The sequence below is a fragment of the Pseudomonas sp. 22082 genome, assembly GCF_052046055.1.
Lineage (GTDB): Bacteria > Pseudomonadota > Gammaproteobacteria > Pseudomonadales > Pseudomonadaceae > Aquipseudomonas > Aquipseudomonas pharyngis.
The window spans coordinates 64,764-85,038 of sequence record NZ_JBQEQB010000002.1 but is presented as its reverse complement, the minus strand read 5'-3'; the positions used below and the strand labels follow the sequence as shown (position 1 = coordinate 85,038).

Below are 20,275 nucleotides of genomic sequence, written 5' to 3'. Positions count from 1 at the left end.
TCCGGGGCCGGTTTTCGTTGATGTTTCATACTCTTAAGAGTTTTTAACAATTCATGCCGCGACGGGTACGCCGCTGTGGAAGCGGAATTCCTCGTCCGGCGATTCGATCAGGTCCTGCTCGGCGGCGCGGACTTTCTCGATCACCTGGGCGATGTCCTTGGCGTCACCGTACTGGTAGGCCAGTTTCAGGTAACCCTGGAAATGCCGGGCCTCGCTTTTCAGCAGGCCGAAGTAGAACTTGCCGAGTTCTTCGTCCAGATGCGGCACCAGCGCTTCGAACCGCTCGCAACTGCGCGCTTCGATGAAGGCGCCGACCACCAGGGTGTCGACCAGTTTCACCGGTTCATGGCTGCGCACCACTTTGCGCAGGCTCGAGGCATAACGGCCGGCATGCAGCTGGCGCAGTTCAATCTTGCGTCGCTTCATGATGCGCATCACCTGCTCGTGGTGCACCAGTTCTTCCCGGGCCAGACGCGACATCATGTTGATCAGATCGACGTGGGAATGGTACTTGGCGATCAGGCTCAACGCGGTGCTGGCGGCCTTGAACTCGCAGTTCTTGTGGTCGATCAGCAGGGTTTCCTGATCGGCCAGCGCGGCCTGGACCCAGGCGTCAGGCGTGCGGCAACCAAGGAATTCGTGGATTTCGGGAAGGATCATGGGGCTCACGGTCAAAAGGTGTTCGAGCGAAGGGCGCCGATTATACCGGCCTGCCCGCAGACCACCAGCGGCCGGCGTTGATATGCATCAAGTCGCAGACGGATGCGCAGCAACTATAGTTGTGCAACGCCGTGCCTTTTCATTGCTGGAGACTCACTCATGCAAGCCATTCGCAGCATTCTGGTGGTCATCGAACCCGAACACGCGGAAAGCCTGGCGCTCAAGCGCGCCAAGCTGATCGCCGGGGTGACCCAGGCCCATCTGCACCTGCTGGTCTGCGACAAGAAGCACGATCACGCCGGCATGCTCAGCGTGCTCAAGGCCGCGCTGCTGGCCGACGGCTACAGCGTCACCACCGAACAGGCGTGGAACGAGAGCCTGCACGAAACCATCATCGACGTGCAGCAGGCCGAAGGCTGCGGGCTGGTGATCAAACAGCATTTCCCCGACAGCTCGCTGAAAAAGGCCCTGCTGACCCCGGCGGACTGGAAGCTGCTGCGCCACTGCCCTACTCCGGTGCTGCTGGTGAAGACCGCCGGTTCGTGGAAGGACAAGGTGATTCTTGCAGCGGTCGACGTGGGCAATGCCGACGGCGAACACCGTCATCTGCACACCACGATCATCGACCATGGGTTCGACATCGCCAGCCTGGCCAAGGGGCACCTTCACGTGATTACCGCTCATCCGTCGCCGATGCTGTCGGCGGCCGACCCGACGTTCCAGCTCAAGGAAACCATCGAGGCGCGCTATCGCGAGCAATGCCGGGCGTTTCAGGCTGAATTCGACATTGATGACGCTCATCTGCATGTCGAGGAAGGCCCGGCAGACGTGCTGATTCCGTTCATGGCGCACAAGCTGCAGGCGGCGGTGACGGTGATTGGCACCGTGGCGCGCAGCGGGGTATCCGGTGCCTTGATCGGCAACACGGCTGAACAGGTGCTGGATACGTTGGAAAGTGACGTGCTGATACTCAAGCCTCAGGAGGTTGAAGACCATTTGGTCGAGTTGGCGGTCAAACATTAAGGCCCGCGGTGCCTGAATCGGCCCCTTCGCGAGCAAGCCCGCTCCCACAATGGTTTTGTGAACGGCATTAATCCAATGTGGGAGCGACGGTGCGACGATTCGACTTGCTCGCGAAGCTTTTGACCTTTAGTCGCCGAGGGCATCCTTGAGAAAACCGGGGGCGATGTAGCGCTGATAGTGCGCTTCCGACAGCAGGAAAAATTCCCGATCAATGGCATCGCGCAGTTCCGGCAGGTTCCAGTCGCGAAACTCCGGCAGCAGCACCATGCCGTAGGCTTCCAGATTAATGATCACCCGCGCGCCCCGGGCGATCAGCTGATATGCCCAGCAATATTCCGACTGATGCGGCACGAAGCGGATCTTGCGCTGTTCCAGTTGCAGGCGCAGACGCGCCGGATCGAAGACCTCGACCTTGCTCGCCATCACTTGTGACAGCAATTGCTCAAGACGCAGCCAGACCGCGCGCTTTTCCTCCTCGTTGTAACCGTTCCAATGGATCACTTCGTGGTGGAAACGCTTGCAGCCACGGCACACCAGATCACCGTAAACGGTGGAGCAGAGGCCGACGCAAGGGGTCTTGATGGTCTGATTGGGCATAGAGTGGGCAAAACACTTGAAACGCGGAACAGGTCGGCATGTTAGCCCTTTGTCCGCCATTCATCACCCCTCAAACGTCAGGGACAAGCGCCGGATCAGGGTTTGCCCCAGCCGCGCACAACGCAACCAAAGTCCAATAGAGCGCGACTTACCTTTAAATTTTTTTTGCCGTAGAATCAGCCAGCCTTTTTAGGCGCCAATGTCCGTTAGAAGCTGTTTTCAAAGCGTCACGAGCACAGTCGTTCCTTCAGAGCGGTGTTGGCGTAAGGTTTTTCCAGCGGGGAAAAGCCATACGCCAACCCTCATCAGCTCCCCGTTCTGCAGGCGTAAAACTTTGAAAGCAGCTTCTGTAAGGAATTGCCGGTAATTCTGGCCGAACGACCCACAACGTCGTGAGGAGCATGAGTACGGCAATTTCGGGATGAGCGTCCCGGACACCCATTTGGGACCACTGATGAGGGTAATAACTGTGCTTGAAGCCTACCGCAAACATATCGAAGAGCGTGCAGCCCTGGGTATCGTTCCCCAGCCGCTTAACGCCGAACAAACTGCAGGCCTGGTCGAGCTGCTGAAGAATCCTCCGGCTGGCGAAGAAGCTTTCCTCGTTGACCTGATCACCAATCGCGTACCACCAGGAGTGGACGAAGCCGCCTACGTCAAGGCCGGTTTCCTCTCCGCACTGGCCAAGGGCGAAGTCTCCTCCCCTCTGCTGGACAAGAAGCGCGCTGTAGAACTGCTCGGCACCATGCAGGGCGGCTACAACATCGTGACCCTGGTTGAACTGCTGGACAATGCCGAGCTGGCGCCAGTGGCCGCCGAGGAACTCAAGCACACCCTGCTGATGTTCGATGCTTTCCACGACGTGGCTGAAAAGGCCAAGAACGGCAACGTTCACGCCAAGGCCGTGCTGCAATCCTGGGCTGACGGCGAGTGGTTCAAGAAGCGCCCGGTGCTGGCCGACAAGATCAGCCTGCGCGTCTTCAAGGTGACTGGCGAAACCAACACCGACGACCTGTCCCCTGCGCCAGACGCCTGGTCGCGTCCAGACATCCCGCTGCACGCCCTGGCCATGCTGAAAATGGCCCGTGACGGCATCGTTCCGGACGAGCAAGGCAAGACCGGCCCGATGAAGCAGATCGAAGAAATGCGCGGCCAGGGCTTCCCTATCGCCTACGTCGGTGACGTGGTCGGTACCGGTTCCTCGCGTAAATCGGCGACCAACTCGGTCCTGTGGTTCTTCGGCGACGACATCCCTTACGTTCCGAACAAGCGCGCTGGCGGTTTCTGCTTCGGCAGCAAAATTGCCCCGATCTTCTACAACACCATGGAAGATGCCGGCGCACTGCCAATCGAGTTCGACGTATCGAACATGAACATGGGCGACGTGATCGACCTGTACCCGCACGCAGGCAAAGTCTGCAAGCACGGTACCGACGAAGTCATCACCACCTTCGAAATGAAGACCCCGGTGCTGCTGGACGAAGTCCGCGCCGGCGGCCGTATCCCGCTGATCATCGGCCGTGGCCTGACCGAGAAGGCTCGCGCCGAACTGGGTCTGCCAGCGTTCGACCTGTTCAAGAAGCCTGAAGCACCGGCTGAAAGCACCAAGGGCTTCACCCTGGCGCAGAAAATGGTCGGCAAGGCATGCGGTCTGGCAGAAGGCAAAGGCGTTCGTCCTGGCACCTACTGCGAACCGAAGATGACCACCGTAGGTTCTCAGGACACCACCGGTCCAATGACCCGTGACGAACTGAAAGACTTGGCGTGCCTGGGCTTCTCCGCTGATCTGGTAATGCAGTCCTTCTGCCACACCGCGGCTTATCCAAAGCCGATCGACGTGACCACCCACCACACCCTGCCTGACTTCATCATGACCCGCGGCGGTGTTTCCCTGCGTCCGGGCGACGGCATCATCCACTCGTGGCTGAACCGCATGCTGCTGCCGGACACCGTGGGTACCGGTGGTGACTCGCACACCCGTTTCCCGATGGGCATCTCGTTCCCGGCCGGTTCCGGCCTGGTCGCGTTCGCCGCTGCCACCGGCGTCATGCCGCTGGACATGCCGGAATCGATCCTGGTGCGCTTCAAAGGCAAAATGAAACCTGGCATCACCCTGCGTGACCTGGTTCATGCCATTCCTTACTTCGCCATCCAGAACGGTCTGCTGACCGTTGAGAAGAAAGGCAAGAAAAACGCCTTCTCCGGCCGCATCCTGGAAATCGAAGGCCTGGAAGGTCTGACTCTGGAACAGGCGTTCGAACTGTCCGACGCCTCGGCCGAACGCTCGGCTGCCGGTTGCACCATCAAGCTGTCGAAAGAGTCGATCACCGAGTACCTGCAGTCCAACATCACCCTGCTGCGCTGGATGATCGGCGAAGGCTACGGCGATGCGCGTACCCTGGAGCGTCGTGCTCAAGCGATGGAAGCCTGGATCGCCAACCCGCAACTGATGGAAGCCGATGCCGACGCCGAATACGCCGAAGTCATCGAAATCGATCTGGCCGACATCAGCGAGCCTGTGCTGTGCGCGCCGAACGACCCGGACGACGCCCGTCTGCTGTCCAGCGTTGCTGGCGAGAAGATCGACGAAGTGTTCATCGGTTCGTGCATGACCAACATCGGTCACTTCCGCGCTGCCGGTAAACTGCTGGATCAGGTCAAGGGTCAGCTGCCAACCCGTCTGTGGCTGTCGCCGCCGACCAAGATGGACGCTCACCAACTGACCGAAGAAGGCTACTACGGCATCTACGGCAAAGCCGGCGCCCGCATGGAAATGCCAGGCTGCTCGCTGTGCATGGGTAACCAGGCACGCGTTGAGCCGAACAGCACCGTGGTGTCGACCTCGACCCGTAACTTCCCGAACCGTCTGGGCGACGGCGCGAACGTCTACCTGGCTTCGGCTGAGCTGGCGTCCGTTGCTTCGATCCTGGGTCGCCTGCCGACCGTCGAGGAGTACATGGAATACGCTGGCAAGATCGACAGCATGGCGGCCGATGTTTACCGCTACCTGTCTTTCGACCAGATTGCCGAGTTCCGTGAAGCGGCTGCGAACGCCAAGATCCCTGTCGTTCAAGCCTAACGCTGCAACGCAATGAAAAACGCCGCCCATCGCGAGATGAGCGGCGTTTTTTTATGCCTGCCGGATGGGGCCTCGCCCCGCGAAGATCGCAGGCACAAAAAAAGGCCGACCTGCGAGGCAGATCGGCCTTTCTGTTTCACAAGATCAAACGGGATCTTGTGTTGGATCTCACGCCGTCAGCGAATAGATCAACGCCGAAATGGCCACCAGACCCACTGCGGTGACAAACACGTTCGACATCTGCCCACGATAACGGGCCATCGCCGGCACTTTGCGGATCGCGTACATCGGCATCAGGAACAGGATCGCCGCGATGACCGGGCCACCGATGGTTTCGATCATGCCGAGGATGCTCGGGTTCAGGGTCGCCACGATCCAGCACACCACCAGCATGAACGCCGCCACGATGCGGTCCAGCGCCTTGGCGCCCGGACGCTTGCCGCTTTTGACGATCAAGCCCTTCAGGCCTTCGCTGGCACCGATGTAGTGGCCGAGGAACGACTTGGAGATCGCCACGAACGCAATCAGTGGCGCCGCGAACGCGATGGTCGGGTTGCTGAAGTGGTTGGCCAGGTACGACAGGATCGACAGGTTCTGCGCCTTGGCTTCCGCCAGTTGCTCCGGCGACAGGGTCAGCACGCAGCTGAACACGAAGAACAGCACCATCACCACCATCAGCAGGTGCGCGCGGGACAGGATCTGCGAGCTGCGCTCATCCGCGTGAATGCCGTAACGACGCTTCTGATCCACAGCAAACGCCGAGATGATCGGCGAGTGGTTGAAAGAGAACACCATCACCGGAATCGCCAGCCACAGCGTGTGCAGCAGCGCCGACGGTGCCGGCACTTGCGAAGCGGTGGTCAGGATGCCGCCGTTCCAGTGCGGAATCAGGTACACCGCCAGGAAGAGCAGCGCGACGATGAACGGATACACCATCAGGCTCATGGCCTTGACGATCACTTGCTCGCCGCAGCGCACCACGGCCAGCAGGCCGAGGATCAGCACGAACGAAAGCAGCGCGCGCGGTGGCGGCGTGATGTGCAGTTGGTGCTCGAGAAAACTGGCGACCGTGTTGGTCAGGCCAACGCTGTAGATCAGCAGGATCGGGAAGATAGCGAAGAAGTACAGCAGGGTGATCAGCGCGCCGGCCTTGATGCCGAAATGCTGTTCCACCACGTCCGTGATGTCGGCGCCTTCGCGACCGGAAAGCACGAAGCGGGTCAGGCCGCGGTGTGCGTAGAACGTCATCGGGAAGGCCAGCAGCGCGAGGATCACCAGCGGCCAGAAGCCACCCAGACCTGCGTTGATCGGCAAAAACAGGGTACCGGCGCCGATGGCCGTCCCGAACAGTCCCAACATCCAGGTAGTGTCATGGCGATTCCAGCTCGACAGTTCGGCTGGTGCTGCCGCATCAAAGCGTTGTTCGACGCTATTGGCCTGATCATTCATCCGGTCGGATCTCCGCATTCCGGTCACTTGCCACTCGGTCAGGACGCGTCGGAAAAAACCGACAGACATGCTCCGGCCGAAACAGGGGCGCGATTCTCCGCGATAAATGAGCAGAAGCAAAGACTTAGCTGAGGAATGGTTGTGCGGAGCAGATCGGTGGCTTGTCGCTTTTGGGAAAAAGACTGTCGGCGCCAGATACGCCATATGTCGTTTTATGGAATGTACCGGCGCCGAATGTGCCATGGGAAAACCCGATCAGATCGATCGGGCCAACATGAAGCCGAGGGACATGCAAAAGATGCCCAACCCCAGCAAACCCCAGATCGGGCGCATTTCTTTCCTGTTCTTGATCCGTATTTTTTCGGCCCACTCATCGTGTTCCCGTTCCAATTGCTCCATTCTGGCTTTGGCGTCATAGGTGCTCATGTTGATTTCCTTTTGGGTCATGTGTCTGAAGATTGCGAAAACGAACATTCAAAACTTGAAAAAGACGCCCGCTAACGCCGCGCTTGCCGTCAACACGCCGGCCACCACCGCGACTGGATAGAAATACGTCTCCCACTTCAGCTTCTTCTCTTCCGCCAGAAGCTTCTGCCGCTCAGCCACCAGTTTTCGCGTTTCGTTATGCAGCCTGTCGAGTTCCAGGTTTTCACGGTTGTTCTGAAGCATTGGCCTTCCTTGGCTGATGGCAATTTCCGTCCGGGTTGCCGCTCCGTCCTGAAGAGCGCATCCCGTCCTGCTCTCTATGGTTCCGCGCTTCTCACCCCGCCGTATAGCGGATGAATCCGGCAGCACTTGTAGGCAACATCCGTAAATCCCGCAGGATGGTGCGTCCATTTCCTAACGTTTTTAAACAACCTCACTGACCGGCATTTTTCGGCTATACCCAATGGCGAATTGACTGACATTCCCGTCCAGTCCCCCTCGCCTGTGGAGCCATCCCATGCCCCTCGTCCGCGTCGACATCAAGAAGAACCCGGACCCGACGTTCGCCAAACGCATTGGCGAAGTGATCTACGCCGCCCTGCGCAGCGAGATCAACGTGCCGGAACATGACAACTTTCAGGTCCTGGCCGAGCACGACGACCAGCACTTGATCTATGACCCGCAATACCTGGGGATCCAGCGCAGCGACGGCATCGTGTTCATCCAGCTGACCATCAGCGAAGGCCGTACCGTCGAGATGAAACAACGGCTGTTCCAGACCATCGCGCGCAACCTGAACCAGCAACTGGCCGTGCGTCAGGAGGATGTGTTTATCAATCTGGTGGAGGTGAAAAAAGAGAACTGGTCGTTCGGCAACGGCATCGCCCAGTACGTGACCTGATTCAGTGAACGTGAGCGCCGATGTCAGCTTCTGACGAAGCACCCGCGCACTCCCCGCGTCAGCTCCTACACTGCCTGATGCGGGGCCGCGCCAGCCATTGCCAAACCGCTCTGGAGTCAGCACTCTGAACCGACTTTTGCGCCCGAAGACCGACGATCACAGGAGCCGAGTAATGCCCGCCACCGTTCTGGTACTGGTTGAAACCATCAATGACTATTTGCCGATTCTTGAACATCAGGGTTTTCACCTGATTCTCGCGCCGACCCCTGCCGAACGCGCGCAAGCCATCGCCACCCACGGGGCGCGGATTGACGCGGTGCTGACCCGCGGCCCGCTGGGTTTATATGCTGAAGAGATCGCCGCATTGCCCGCGCTGAAAATCATCTGCGTGATCGGCGCCGGTTACGAGCAGGTCGACCTGCAGGCCGCCAGCGACCGGGGTCTGATCGTGACCAACGGCGCCGGCGTCAATGCTTCGTCGGTGGCCGACCACGCCATGGCCATGCTGCTGGCGCTGGTGCGTGACATACCGCGCTGCGACGCAGCCGTGCGTCGGGGCGAGTGGCCGAAAATCATGCGCCCGTCACTGGCCGGCAAGCGCCTGGGGATTCTCGGACTGGGCGCGGTGGGGATGGCGATCGCCAAACGCGCAAGCCTGGGCTTCGACATGGAGATCAGCTACCACAACCGTCAGGTGCGCAGTGATGTGCCTTACGCCTTCTGCTCGACCCCGACCGAACTGGCCCGGGCCTCGGACTTTCTGGTGGTCGCCACGCCCGGCGGCATCGGCAGCCAGCATCTGGTGACCCGCCCGGTGCTCGATGCCCTGGGGCCCAACGGTTTTATCGTCAACATTGCCCGCGCCAGCGTCATCGCCACCGCTGAACTGATCAGCGCACTGGAACAACGTCGCATCGCCGGGGCGGCGCTGGATGTGTTCGATCACGAGCCGCAAGTGCCCGATGCACTGAAAAACCTCAGCAATGTGCTTCTGACCCCGCACGTCGCCGGATTATCACCGGAAGCCACCCAGGGCACCGTGGAACTGGTGGGCAAAAATCTGGTGGCTTTCTTCTCCGGCCAACCGGTGCTGACGCCCCTCCAGTTGCCGCCGAAACTGAACAACCAGCGCGTGCACTAAAGCGCGCCAGGCAAAGTTCAAGACGCCGGGATTCGGCGTCTGCCGAAATCACGCCAAGCGTGGCGGCGTTGGGCTGCGGGACGCCACGCCCATTCCTAAAGTTGATTACCGTCCAACACGCTAACCTATAAGACCGGACCGCGCTTGTGACGACCCGAGCGCGCCATTAGATTAGCCAATGATGTCTGGCCTCCAAAATAAGCAGAAGGGATAAGCATGGCGCTTACTGACCAGTCCACCCGTATCCGCTCTGGCGAAGAACTCGATGCCAGCCTGATCGATCCGTACCTCAAGGCTCATATTCCGGGCCTGACCGGCACACCGCAGATCAGCCAGTTTCCCGGCGGCGCGTCGAACCTGACCTACCTGCTGGAATACCCGGACCAGGAATTCGTCCTGCGCCGTCCGCCGTTCGGCCACAAGGCCAAATCCGCCCACGACATGGGCCGCGAATTCCGCATCCTTAACCAGTTGCGCGACGGTTTCCCGTATTGCCCAAAAGCCTACGTGCACTGCACCGACGATTCGGTGATCGGCGCCGAGTTCTATGTGATGGAACGGGTCAAGGGGATCATCCTGCGCTCGGACCTGCCGCCTGAACTGGGGCTGGATTCAGCGAAAACCGAAGCCCTGTGCAAGAGTTTCATCGACCGTTTCGTCGAACTGCACCGGGTCGATTACAACGCCTGCGGCCTGGGCGATCTGGGCAAACCGGAAGGCTACGTCGCCCGCCAGATCAAAGGCTGGAGCGAGCGCTACGAAAAAGCCCTGACCCCGGACGCTCCGCACTGGGAACAGGTCAAAGCCTGGCTCACCGACAAGATGCCGGCCGACCACCCGACCTCCAGCATCGTCCACAACGACTACCGCTTCGACAACGTCATCCTCGACCCGAACAACCCGATGCAGATCATCGGCGTGCTCGACTGGGAACTGACCACCCTCGGCGATCCACTGATGGACCTGGGCAACACCCTCGCCTACTGGATCCAGGCCGACGACCCGGCACCGGTGCAACTGATGCGCCGCCAGCCAAGCCACGCGCCGGGCATGCTGACCCGCCGCGAATTCGTCGACTATTACGCCGAGCGTTCGGGGATCCGGATCGACAATTTCGACTTCTACTACACCTACGGCCTGTTCCGCCTGGCCGGCATCGTGCAGCAGATCTACTACCGCTTCTTCCATGGCCAGACCCAGGACAAACGCTTCGCGCAGTTCATTCACATGAACAAACTGCTGGAGCAGATGAGCCTGCAGGTCATTGCCAAATCCAGCCTCTGATGACGGCGTTATAACAAGGTTTACTACAAGGGAATCCCATGTCCAAGACTCAGTTGTTCGACCTCGACGGCAAGATCGCTTTCGTCTCCGGCGCCAGCCGCGGCATCGGTGAGGCCATCGCCAAACTGCTGGCCCAGCAAGGCGCCCATGTCATCGTTTCGAGCCGCAAACTCGAAGGCTGCCAGCACGTGGCCGATGCCATCATCGCCGACGGCGGCAAGGCCACAGCAATCGCCTGCCACATCGGCGAAATGGAACAGATCAGCCAGGTCTTCGCCGGAATCAAGGAACAGTTCGGCCGGCTGGACATCCTGGTCAACAACGCCGCGACCAACCCACAGTTCTGCAACGTGCTGGACACCGACCTTGGCGCCTTCCAGAAAACTGTCGACGTGAACATCCGCGGCTACTTCTTCATGTCGGTGGAAGCCGGCAAGCTGATGCGCGAAAACGGCGGCGGCAGCATCATCAACGTGGCCTCGATCAACGGCATCTCGCCGGGGATCTTCCAGGGCATCTACTCGGTGACCAAGGCTGCGGTGATCAACATGACCAAAGTCTTCGCCAAGGAATGCGCGCAGTTCGGCATCCGCTGCAATGCCCTGCTGCCGGGCCTGACCGACACCAAATTCGCCTCGGCCTTGGTTAAGAACGACGCGATCCTGAAACAGGCCCTGACGCAGATCCCGCTCAAACGCGTCGCCGACCCGAGCGAAATGGCCGGCGCCGTGCTGTACCTGGCGAGCGACGCGTCGAGCTACACCACCGGCGTGTCGCTGAACGTGGACGGCGGATTCCTGTCCTGAGCCGCTTCTGACGCAAAAGAAAAGGGCAGCCCGAGGGCTGCCCTCTTCATGCCTCCAGAACCTTCGGCAACTGCCAGCCGAAATGCACCGACAACAACCGCAACAACAAACACGCCGCCCCCGCCAGCAACGCAGCCGCCACCGGCGGCACACCCAGCCTGCGCCCGACAATCAACACCGCCGCCCCGACAAACGCCGAACTGGCATACAGATCCGCCTGCAACACCACCGGCACCCGCGCCAGCACAATGTCACGCAACACCCCGCCACCGACCCCGGTAATCGTGCCCATCAACATGGCCACAAACGGCGAGATCCCGAAATTCAACGCCTTCTGCGCCCCGGCCACGGCAAACAGCGCCAATCCCGCCGCATCCAGCACGATCAGGGTCGAACCGGACCAGCCCAGTACCAGCTCATGAAAAACAAACGCCACCCCGCCCATGGCAAACGCCAGCGCCGGATAGCGCCAGTCCGCCACAGCCTTGGGCGGCGTAGCACCGATCAACAGATCACGCGTCACCCCGCCACCGAGCGCGACGATGAACGCAATCACCATCACCCCGAGCAGATCGAGCTGACTGCGCATCGCCGCAATCGCGCCTTCCACGGCAAAGACTGCGGTGCCAACCAGATCGGCCACCAGCACAATCCACTCGACCCGCGCCTTCAACGGCGCCCGGCTTATTGAGTGACGCAACGGGTCTTGGTGATGTGTCGAGTCACTTGCCCGTCGGCATAGGCATCACCGGCGACCTCGGTATTTTCCATGACCTGACAAGTGCGCTCAGGTGGCGGAGGCGGTGCTGCCGGCGGAGGGGGTGGCGGACTGGCGCAACCACTGAGCAGCACCAGACCGAAAGCCGACAACAACGAAGCACACACGCGTTTCCCAGGATTGTTCATAGGATGACCCGCGATGAATGGAAGAAAACTCCCGTCGCCGAGCAGGACAACGCCCGGCTATGGAAACCGAACTACTCATTCCTTATAGACCAGTGGGGTGTGAGTGCCAGTGAAATGGTGGGACTGGGGGGAATTGGCTGTCGATTTTGGGGTGGGGTTGGTGATTGGATCGTGGGGTCCGACAAATCGAGGACAGCCTTGAGAACCAGCCCTCACCCCAGCCCTCCCGAAACGTCGGACCGCCCGTAGGGAGAGGGAGCCTACGGAGTTGCTCATTCAAGTTATATCGACCTGAACCATCGAGGCGAACTCAAGCTTTGAAGAGCACACAAGTCGGCTTAGCGCTCTTCACCACTCACCACGATGAGCGTTAGCTCGAGTAAGGCTTTTGACGTGCTGGCCCCGTCGGCAGGCTGAGTGGAGGGATTGATCCGGGGGGGGGAGCGCAGCGACCGTTTGGCGAAGCCAAACACATCGAGAGGAGGTGCAGCGAAGCAAACCGTAGGCGATGCCCCCGGATCAATCCCGGAGCGAAGGAACCCGAGCCACAGCGAGGGCCGTACGTCAGGGCACAGACCTTTTGGTTACTTTTGGGGCGTTTGCCAAAAGTGACCCGCCGTAAGGGCGGAACCCCAAGAAGCCGTTACCGCAGCAACGGATATTCACCCAAACCGAACAAGAACCTGGTCGGCCCAAAGGCCGCCAAGTTTAACTGGGCGAACGCAAAGAATTACTCTCAAGCTCATACCGCAGCTCATCAACCAAAGCATCCACCGCCTCCGAAGTACGCAACGCATCCAGACTCAACCCACTGATCACCAGATCAACCTGCCCTGAAGCCGGGTGATACAACTTCACAGTAAGGGAATGATCCCCATCCACCACACACTCACAAGCCAACGGCGAAAAACTACGCTCAAGTTGCGCCCGCAACTGCGCCAGATAAATCATCGCGCCAGCTCCGAAAATCGACGCAACACGCCAGGTTCAATGACAAACAACACATTCATGGTCTGATCCAATAACAACGACGGAAGGGACACGATCACGAACGAAACCCGCATCGCACCCCATCAGACTAAGAACTGCCTGCCTCGTCAGACACCCGAATTTGCACCCCATGAACTAGTGCATTTGCACCTTAACGCTGTCCCCGGCTGCTCCCCGAGAACAACCCCCGTTCGCGGGCCCAGACAATCGCCTCGCTGCGGCTGTGCACATCCAGCTTGGAATAAACCGTCGCCACATGATTGCGTACTGTATTCGGCGCCAGTTTCAACCGTGCAGCAATTTCCTTGTCCGCCAGCCCCTCGCAGATCAGCCCCAGAACATCGCGCTCGCGGGCGGTGAGATCGGTGAACGAAACGCTGGGCAACTGCGGCGAGTTGATCTTCTTCACATTGGCCAGCTTTTCGATCAGCGTGCGGCTGAACCACGACGCATCCTTCATCACCTCTTCAATCGCTGCCACCAGTTCAAGCTCAGTGTGCTTGCGCTCGGTGATGTCCATCAGCACCAGCAGATAGCACACCGTGTCCTGGATGTTGACGGTGTCAGCGGACACCGCGCACTCCAGCACTTCGGCGTTTTTCTTGCGGATTCGCATATCGGCGCGATCGACCCGGCCGGTCTTCTCCAGCGCCGCCAGCAAGCGGGCGCGCTCAGCCTGTTCATCGATGAAGTCCAGTTGCGCGACGGTCTTGCCGAGCACGTCGTCGCTGTCGTAAGCCAAGGTATCGAGGAAGGCCTGGTTGACATCGATCAGCCGCTGCTCGTCGGCACTGCAAATCAGGATCGGCACCGGCGTCAGGCGAAAGGCCTTGGCGAACCGTTCCTCACTCTGGCGCAGGGCGACCTCGGCCTTGTGCCGTGGCTCCATGTCGACGAACGAAAACAGCATGCAGTCTTCGTCGTTGAGCACCAACGGCTGGCCGGCGACGATAACCTGTTTGCTGCCACCGTCCGGCAGACGCAGTTCGGCCTGCATCTGCGGAATGGTCGCGACATCACGCAGGCGCTGGATCGCCAGATCCTTGCGCTCGGCCCGTTCGAGAATATCCAGCTCATAAGTCGAGGCGCCGATCACCTGATCGCGGGCGTAGCCGGTCATTTCCAGAAATCCCGGATTGACCTTGATATAACGCAGATCGCTGAGGCGGCAGATCACCGCAGGCGCCGGGTTGGCATTGAAGGTTTTTTCAAAGCGCTGCTCGGCGTTGGCCCAATCGGTGACGTCGCTCATGATCAGCACCAGCGACTCGATGTCGCCGTCGCGATCGGTAAGCACCATGCTCCGCACGCTGTGTACCCAGGTGCGTTCCTCGTCACTGCACGGGGAGACTTCGACCAGCACGTCGCTGAAGGTTTCGCCGGCGGCCACACGGCAGATCGGGTACTGCTCCGGTGCCAGCGCGTGGTTGTTGCGATACCGCAGATTGAAGCGCTCGGCATATTCCCCGGCGTTGTTGCCCAGCTCTCCGATGCGGCTGACGCCATGCATCGCCAGCGCCGCTTCATTGGCCCAGAGAATCGTCTGGTCGATCTCCAGCAGAATCACCCCGTCGGACAGCCCGGCAATGATTTGCTGCAACTGACGGCGATTGGTTTCGGTGGTCAGGACGTCCCGGCTCATTGATTCTCCACAAGTACGCGCATGTGAAATTTACGACCGCGGACGGTTGTGATCGTGCCAACCACGATTGAGCGTTGACTATTCGCGCCTCGCGGCTTTCTCGTCTAACGTTAGTACCTCGACGGATTGTGTCCGCGCCTGCGGCCGGGCATCTGATCAAGGAGAGACAAATGACGAGCGACCGTATTACCGAACGGACCTATCGCACGTGGTCCACACCCATTCTGTTGGAGCTGAAAAAGCGCGAACACCAGATGGACCCGGCAGAGCGGCAGGCACTGGAAAACGTGATGATCGAAAGAAGGCTGTTGAACATCGGCAGCCCGGATGGCAAGGAACGGCGCAAGGCAGCGGTGAGCCACAAAAGAACAACTTGAGCCGGGTGTCTGTGGCGATCTGCCAGATCGCCACAATCTCTTGCCTACTCAACCCTGGCTTTACGCCGCGCGTTGCTTGCCCGCCACCGCCGCCGAAGCCGCCAGCATCGCCCGCAGCAACACCGCACAGCCGGCCGCCAGATCGTCCGGCGCGGCGTTTTCGATTTCGTTGTGGCTGATACCGCCTTCGCACGGCACGAAAATCATCCCGGCCGGGCCGAGTTCGGCAAGGAAAATCGCGTCGTGGCCGGCGCCGCTGACAATGTCCATGTGCGACAGGCCCAGACCTTTGGCGGCGCCGCGCACGGCTTCGACGCAGCCTTTTTCGAAGTACAGCGGCGGGAAGTCGGCGGTCGGGGTCAGTTCATAGGTCAGGCCGTGTTCTTCGCAGGTGGCTTCGATGACTTGCTTGACCTCGGCGATCATCGAGTCGAGGCGTGCCGGTTCCAAATGCCGGAAATCGAGGGTCATGCGCACTTCGCCGGGAATGACGTTGCGTGAGCCGGGATAGGCTTGCAGGCAACCGACCGTGCCGCAGGCGTGGGGTTGGTGGCCGAGGGCAGCGCGATTGACCGCGCCGACGATCACCGAGGCGCCGACCAGAGCGTCCTTGCGCAGGTGCATCGGGGTCGGACCGGCGTGGGCTTCGACGCCGCGCAGTTTCAGGTCGAACCACTTCTGCCCCAGTGCGCCGAGTACTACGCCGATGGTTTTGTGTTCGTCCTCAAGAATCGGGCCTTGCTCGATGTGCGCTTCGAAATAGGCGCCGACCTTGTGCCCGCTGACCTTGCGCGGCCCGGCGTAGCCGATGGCGTTCAACGCTTCGCCAACCGTTACGCCGTCGGCATCGACCTTGGCCAGGGTTTCTTCGAGGGTGAATTTTTCCGCGAACACGCCGGAGCCCATCATGCACGGGGCGAAGCGCGAGCCTTCTTCGTTGGTCCAGACCACCACTTCCAGCGGTGCCTCGGTTTCCACGCCGAGGTCGTTGAGGGTGCGCAGAACCTCGACCCCGGCGAGCACGCCGAAGCAACCGTCGAACTTGCCGCCGGTGGGCTGGGTGTCGATGTGGCTGCCGGTCATCACCGGGGGCAGGTTCGGGTTGCGGCCGGGGCGGCGGGCGAAGATGTTGCCGACTTCATCGACCGTGACGCTGCAACCGGCGTCCTTGCACCATTGCACGAACAGGTCGCGGGCCTGGCGGTCGAGGTCGGTCAGGGCCAGGCGACAGACCCCGCCCTTGACCGTCGCGCCGAGCTTCGCCAGCTCCATGAGCGACGCCCATAAGCGGTCGCGGTTGATGTGCTGATGGGTCGATTGCAGAACGTCTACGGCTGCGTTCATGGGGATCTCCTCAGGCAGTTCTTATGGGAATTACAACGGCGATTTGACGGCCACCGGCGTCGCACGCATCGCGCACAACCCGTAATAGATCAACCCGCCCAGCGCCGAGCCGGTGAACCAGCCGTAGCTGTAGAACCAGCTGAATGCGCTGCTGCCCAGCGACAGCAGGGTCAGCACCACCGGCACGCCAAAGGCGATGAATCCGGACCAGTTCCACGCCGGGTACACGTCGTCGCGGTACAGGCCGGCCAAGTCCAGTTGCTGTTTCTTGATCAGGAAATAGTCCACCACCATGATCCCTGCAATCGGTCCGAGCAGGCTGGAATAGCCCAGCAGCCAGTTCGAATACACGGTTTCCAGGCTGACATCGGAGACGATCAGCCCGAGCTTCTTCAGCAGCTCATGGCCCATCAGCGCCAGCCCGACGAACCCGGTGAGAATCACCGCTTTCGTGCGGTTGATCACTTTGGGCGCGATGTTCTGGAAGTCGTTGGTTGGCGAAACAATGTTGGCGGCGGTGTTGGTCGACAGCGTAGCGATGATGATCAGCGCCATGGCCACCGCGACCCATACCGGGCTCTGGATATGACCGATCAAAGTCACCGGATCGGAGACGCTGACGCCCACCAGTTTCACCGAGGCGGCGGTCATCACCACGCCCAGTGCGGCGAACAGGAACATGGTCAGCGGCAGACCGAAAATCTGCCCGAGGATCTGATCCTTCTGGCTGCGGGCATAACGGCTGAAGTCAGGAATGTTCAGCGACAACGTGGCCCAGAAACCGACCATCGCCGTCAGCCCGGCGGCGAAGTAGCTCACCACGCTCGCGCCTTCGGGACGCTTCGGCGGAATCGCCAGCAACTCGGTCATCGACACATTCGGCATGGCCCACACCAGCAACCCGATGCCAACCGCCACCAGCAGCGGCGCCGACAGGGTTTCCAGCCACTTGATCGACTCGGCGCCACGGATCACCACCCACAGGTTGAGCGCCCAGAAGACCATGAAACCGATCACCTCTCCCGTCCCGCCGAGGGATTTCCAGCCCTCGAACACCGAGCCGAGAAACAGGTGAATCGCCAGCCCGCCGAACATGGTCTGGATGCCGAACCAGCCGCACGCCACCAGCGCGCGGATCAGGCACGGTAAGTTGGAGCCGAGAATGCCGAACGACGAACGCAGCAGCACCGGAAACGGAATCCCGTATTTGGTGCCGGGAAACGCGTTGAGCGTGAGAGGAATCAGGACGATGACGTTGGCAAACAGAATCGCCAGCAAGGCTTCGCCGACGCTCAGGCCGAAATACGCGGTGAGTACGCCGCCGAGGGTGTAGGTCGGCACGCAGATCGACATGCCGACCCACAGCGCGGTGATGTGCCATTTGTTCCAGGTTCGTTCGCGCACCTTGGTCGGTGCCATGTCGTGGTTGTAACGGGGACTGTCGAGGACGTCGCTGCCGGCTTCGAGTTCGAACAAGCCGTCGCGCTCGGTCACTTGCGATCTGTTCTGTTGCATGGCCGCTCCACTGTTCTTCTGATTATTTTTTGCTCATCAGGCGGCTGCACACGCAGGTGCGAGCCGGACGATGGCCGGAGGAACTGACAACTTTCATGCACCGGCCATGGTGTCAGCGGCGGCATCAATAAACGTGCCGGGGGAACCGCTTGGCGCTGGGGCCGTGCTTCGATCTTTTTGTAACTGACTGATGTTTATCAGTTTTAATTATTCACCTTGTGAGGCCGCGAAAACTTGACTGAACACTCAGGCTAAATGCCAGGCAAGTTGTCCGAACTGTCAGGACTCAATCTGGTGCACTGCATTATTTTTCTTCAGGACGCCTCACTCTCCGCTTAACTTCAAGCGGCTGATTTCACATAGGAAATCTTGCTCATATTTCCAACCTGTCAAGTGCGTCAAAATGGTGAAGCGCCTCACCATTTTGGTGATTTCGTATTTTTATCTTTATTTATCAGCCACTTAAAACAGTCATAAGCTTATAAAAAATAATCTTGATCAATTGCAGAACTGCGACTAGCGTCTATTCCTGACAGCGCTGACAAGATTACGCATTTGGCGCTGCAGACAATAAAACACTAGAACCGGCACAAGTCGGTCATGCCTGCGAGGAACTCGGAATGTCTCTGTTGATCCGTGGCGCCACCGTTGTTACCCATGATGAAAGTTACCGCGCCGATGTCTATTGCGCTGACGGCGTGATCAAAGCCATTGGTGAAAACCTGGATGTTCCCGCCGGCGCCGAAATGCTCGACGGCAGCGGTCAATACCTGATGCCCGGCGGCATCGATCCGCACACCCACATGCAACTCCCGTTCATGGGCACCGTGGCCAGCGAAGACTTCTACAGCGGCACCGCCGCTGGCCTGGCCGGCGGCACCACCTCGATCATCGATTTCGTGATTCCCAATCCGCAGCAATCGCTGCTCGAGGCGTTTCACCAGTGGCGCGGCTGGGCGGAAAAGTCCGCCTCCGACTACGGCTTCCACGTCGCGATCACTTGGTGGAGCGAGCAGGTGCGGGAGGAAATGGCCGAGCTGGTCAGCCATCACGGGATCAACAGCTTCAAGCATTTCATGGCCTACAAGAACGCGATCATGGCCGCCGATGACACGCTGGTGGCGAGCTTCGAGCGCTGCCTGGAGCTCGGCGCGGTGCCGACCGTGCACGCGGAAAACGGCGAGCTGGTTTATCACCTGCAACGCAAGTTGATGGCCCAGGGCATCACCGGGCCGGAAGCGCATCCGCTGTCGCGGCCATCTCAGGTCGAAGGTGAAGCCGCGAGCCGGGCAATCCGGATCGCTGAAACCATCGGCACGCCGCTGTACCTGGTGCATGTTTCGACCAAAGAGGCCCTCGACGAAATCACCTATGCCCGCAGCAAGGGCCAACCGGTTTACGGCGAAGTGCTGGCCGGGCATCTGCTGCTGGACGACAGTGTCTACCAGCACCCGGACTGGCAGACCGCCGCCGGTTACGTGATGAGCCCGCCGTTCCGTCCGCGCGGGCATCAGGACGCGCTTTGGCATGGCTTGCAGAGCGGCAATCTGCACACCACCGCCACCGACCACTGCTGCTTCTGCGCCGAGCAGAAAGCCGCCGGCCGCGACGATTTCAGCAAGATCCCCAACGGCACCGCCGGCATCGAAGACCGCATGGCGGTGTTGTGGGATGAAGGGGTGAACTCGGGGCGGTTGTCGATGCAGGACTTCGTCGCCCTCACCTCCACCAACACCGCGAAAATCTTCAATCTCTATCCGCGCAAGGGCGCGATCCGCGTCGGCGCCGATGCCGACCTGGTGCTGTGGGACCCGCAAGGCACTCGCACCATCTCTGCCAAGACCCACCATCAGCAGGTGGACTTCAACATCTTCGAAGGCAAGACCGTGACCGGTGTGCCGAGCCATACCGTCAGCCAGGGCCGGGTGGTCTGGGCCGACGGCGACCTGCGCGCCGAGCGTGGCGCAGGCCGCTATATCGAACGGCCGGCGTATCCGGCGGTGTTTGATTTGCTGAGCAAGCGGGCTGAGCAACATAAGCCTACTGCTGTGAAACGCTGAAAGCGGCCTTCGGCCTCATCGCGGGCAAGCCCGCTCCCACAGGTTTTTATGCGCGCCGTAGATCCCTGTGGGAGC

General features: G+C 60.2%; 19 protein-coding genes. 8 read left to right on the top strand and 11 right to left on the bottom strand.

Annotated features, from left to right (window positions below):
* Window positions 1-51 precede the first annotated feature (51 nt).
* Window positions 52-660 (bottom strand): tRNA-(ms[2]io[6]A)-hydroxylase, encoded by a 609-nt coding sequence (locus ACTJK9_RS02885; RefSeq protein ID WP_085610660.1) that lies wholly within the window; start codon window positions 658-660, stop codon window positions 52-54.
* Window positions 661-819: 159 nt separating this feature from the next.
* Here ACTJK9_RS02885 and ACTJK9_RS02880 point away from each other — a divergent pair, with 159 nt between their 5' ends.
* A complete protein-coding gene (locus ACTJK9_RS02880) occupies window positions 820-1,683 on the top strand; it encodes a universal stress protein (protein WP_085610661.1) in 864 nt (287 codons plus the stop codon).
* A gap of 126 nt (window positions 1,684-1,809) precedes the next feature.
* Here ACTJK9_RS02880 and ACTJK9_RS02875 read toward each other — a convergent pair whose 3' ends face one another.
* Complete coding sequence (locus tag ACTJK9_RS02875; protein WP_039767141.1) at window positions 1,810-2,280, bottom strand: DUF1289 domain-containing protein; 471 nt, start codon at window positions 2,278-2,280, stop codon at window positions 1,810-1,812.
* A gap of 469 nt (window positions 2,281-2,749) precedes the next feature.
* Between ACTJK9_RS02875 and acnB the strand changes: the two genes are divergently transcribed.
* On the top strand, window positions 2,750-5,359 hold the full coding sequence (gene acnB, locus ACTJK9_RS02870; protein ID WP_039767143.1) for a bifunctional aconitate hydratase 2/2-methylisocitrate dehydratase: 2,610 nt from the start codon (window positions 2,750-2,752) through the stop codon (window positions 5,357-5,359).
* A gap of 168 nt (window positions 5,360-5,527) precedes the next feature.
* Here acnB and ACTJK9_RS02865 read toward each other — a convergent pair whose 3' ends face one another.
* The 3 genes from ACTJK9_RS02865 to ACTJK9_RS02855 form a co-directional block, all read right to left on the bottom strand.
* On the bottom strand, window positions 5,528-6,808 hold the full coding sequence (locus ACTJK9_RS02865) for an HAAAP family serine/threonine permease (RefSeq protein WP_440811974.1): 1,281 nt from the start codon (window positions 6,806-6,808) through the stop codon (window positions 5,528-5,530).
* Between the two features lie 255 nt (window positions 6,809-7,063).
* Window positions 7,064-7,234, bottom strand: coding sequence for a hypothetical protein (locus tag ACTJK9_RS02860; RefSeq protein ID WP_167443778.1), 171 nt, complete (start codon window positions 7,232-7,234; stop codon window positions 7,064-7,066).
* 48 nt (window positions 7,235-7,282) lie between these two features.
* The gene (locus tag ACTJK9_RS02855; RefSeq protein ID WP_064597508.1) at window positions 7,283-7,477 is read right to left on the bottom strand and encodes a hypothetical protein; all 195 of its coding nucleotides are present in this window, start codon (window positions 7,475-7,477) and stop codon (window positions 7,283-7,285) included.
* 274 nt (window positions 7,478-7,751) lie between these two features.
* Between ACTJK9_RS02855 and ACTJK9_RS02850 the strand changes: the two genes are divergently transcribed.
* The 4 genes from ACTJK9_RS02850 (at window position 7,752) to ACTJK9_RS02835 (ending at window position 11,366) form a co-directional block, all read left to right on the top strand.
* Window positions 7,752-8,135 carry a tautomerase family protein gene (locus tag ACTJK9_RS02850; protein WP_064597510.1) on the top strand — a complete coding sequence of 128 codons (384 nt, stop codon included), beginning with the start codon at window positions 7,752-7,754 and terminating at the stop codon, window positions 8,133-8,135.
* Between the two features lie 172 nt (window positions 8,136-8,307).
* Complete coding sequence (locus ACTJK9_RS02845) at window positions 8,308-9,276, top strand: 2-hydroxyacid dehydrogenase (RefSeq protein WP_440811970.1); 969 nt, start codon at window positions 8,308-8,310, stop codon at window positions 9,274-9,276.
* 216 nt (window positions 9,277-9,492) lie between these two features.
* Window positions 9,493-10,560 (top strand): phosphotransferase family protein, encoded by a 1,068-nt coding sequence (locus ACTJK9_RS02840; RefSeq protein ID WP_085648346.1) that lies wholly within the window; start codon window positions 9,493-9,495, stop codon window positions 10,558-10,560.
* Between the two features lie 38 nt (window positions 10,561-10,598).
* Window positions 10,599-11,366 carry an SDR family oxidoreductase gene (locus tag ACTJK9_RS02835; protein ID WP_064597516.1) on the top strand — a complete coding sequence of 256 codons (768 nt, stop codon included), beginning with the start codon at window positions 10,599-10,601 and terminating at the stop codon, window positions 11,364-11,366.
* A gap of 46 nt (window positions 11,367-11,412) precedes the next feature.
* Here ACTJK9_RS02835 and ACTJK9_RS02830 read toward each other — a convergent pair whose 3' ends face one another.
* The 4 genes from ACTJK9_RS02830 to ACTJK9_RS02815 all read right to left on the bottom strand — a co-directional run bounded on the left by ACTJK9_RS02830 (window position 11,413) and on the right by ACTJK9_RS02815 (window position 14,904).
* Window positions 11,413-12,066, bottom strand: coding sequence for a trimeric intracellular cation channel family protein (locus tag ACTJK9_RS02830; RefSeq protein ID WP_236189071.1), 654 nt, complete (start codon window positions 12,064-12,066; stop codon window positions 11,413-11,415).
* Window positions 12,051-12,272, bottom strand: coding sequence for a hypothetical protein (locus ACTJK9_RS02825; RefSeq protein ID WP_221397611.1), 222 nt, complete (start codon window positions 12,270-12,272; stop codon window positions 12,051-12,053). Before ACTJK9_RS02825 ends, ACTJK9_RS02830 begins: the two co-directional genes overlap by 16 nt.
* A gap of 708 nt (window positions 12,273-12,980) precedes the next feature.
* Window positions 12,981-13,223, bottom strand: a complete 243-nt coding sequence (locus ACTJK9_RS02820) for a DUF1652 domain-containing protein (protein ID WP_085613184.1) — start codon at window positions 13,221-13,223, stop codon at window positions 12,981-12,983.
* Between the two features lie 190 nt (window positions 13,224-13,413).
* The gene (locus ACTJK9_RS02815) at window positions 13,414-14,904 is read right to left on the bottom strand and encodes a helix-turn-helix transcriptional regulator (protein WP_085613185.1); all 1,491 of its coding nucleotides are present in this window, start codon (window positions 14,902-14,904) and stop codon (window positions 13,414-13,416) included.
* Between the two features lie 170 nt (window positions 14,905-15,074).
* Between ACTJK9_RS02815 and ACTJK9_RS02810 the strand changes: the two genes are divergently transcribed.
* The gene (locus ACTJK9_RS02810; protein ID WP_221397613.1) at window positions 15,075-15,281 is read left to right on the top strand and encodes a hypothetical protein; all 207 of its coding nucleotides are present in this window, start codon (window positions 15,075-15,077) and stop codon (window positions 15,279-15,281) included.
* Window positions 15,282-15,341: 60 nt separating this feature from the next.
* On the opposite strand, the gene ACTJK9_RS02805 is transcribed toward ACTJK9_RS02810, so the two are convergent.
* Together ACTJK9_RS02805 and ACTJK9_RS02800 are read right to left on the bottom strand one after the other, a co-directional pair.
* Window positions 15,342-16,625, bottom strand: coding sequence for a Zn-dependent hydrolase (locus ACTJK9_RS02805; protein WP_440811964.1), 1,284 nt, complete (start codon window positions 16,623-16,625; stop codon window positions 15,342-15,344).
* A 30-nt stretch (window positions 16,626-16,655) separates the two neighbouring features.
* Window positions 16,656-18,140 (bottom strand): NCS1 family nucleobase:cation symporter-1, encoded by a 1,485-nt coding sequence (locus tag ACTJK9_RS02800; RefSeq protein ID WP_440811962.1) that lies wholly within the window; start codon window positions 18,138-18,140, stop codon window positions 16,656-16,658.
* A gap of 620 nt (window positions 18,141-18,760) precedes the next feature.
* Here ACTJK9_RS02800 and hydA point away from each other — a divergent pair.
* Window positions 18,761-20,200: a dihydropyrimidinase gene (gene hydA, locus ACTJK9_RS02795; protein ID WP_440811959.1), complete on the top strand. Its 1,440-nt coding sequence runs from the start codon at window positions 18,761-18,763 to the stop codon at window positions 20,198-20,200.
* Window positions 20,201-20,275: the final 75 nt, after the last annotated feature.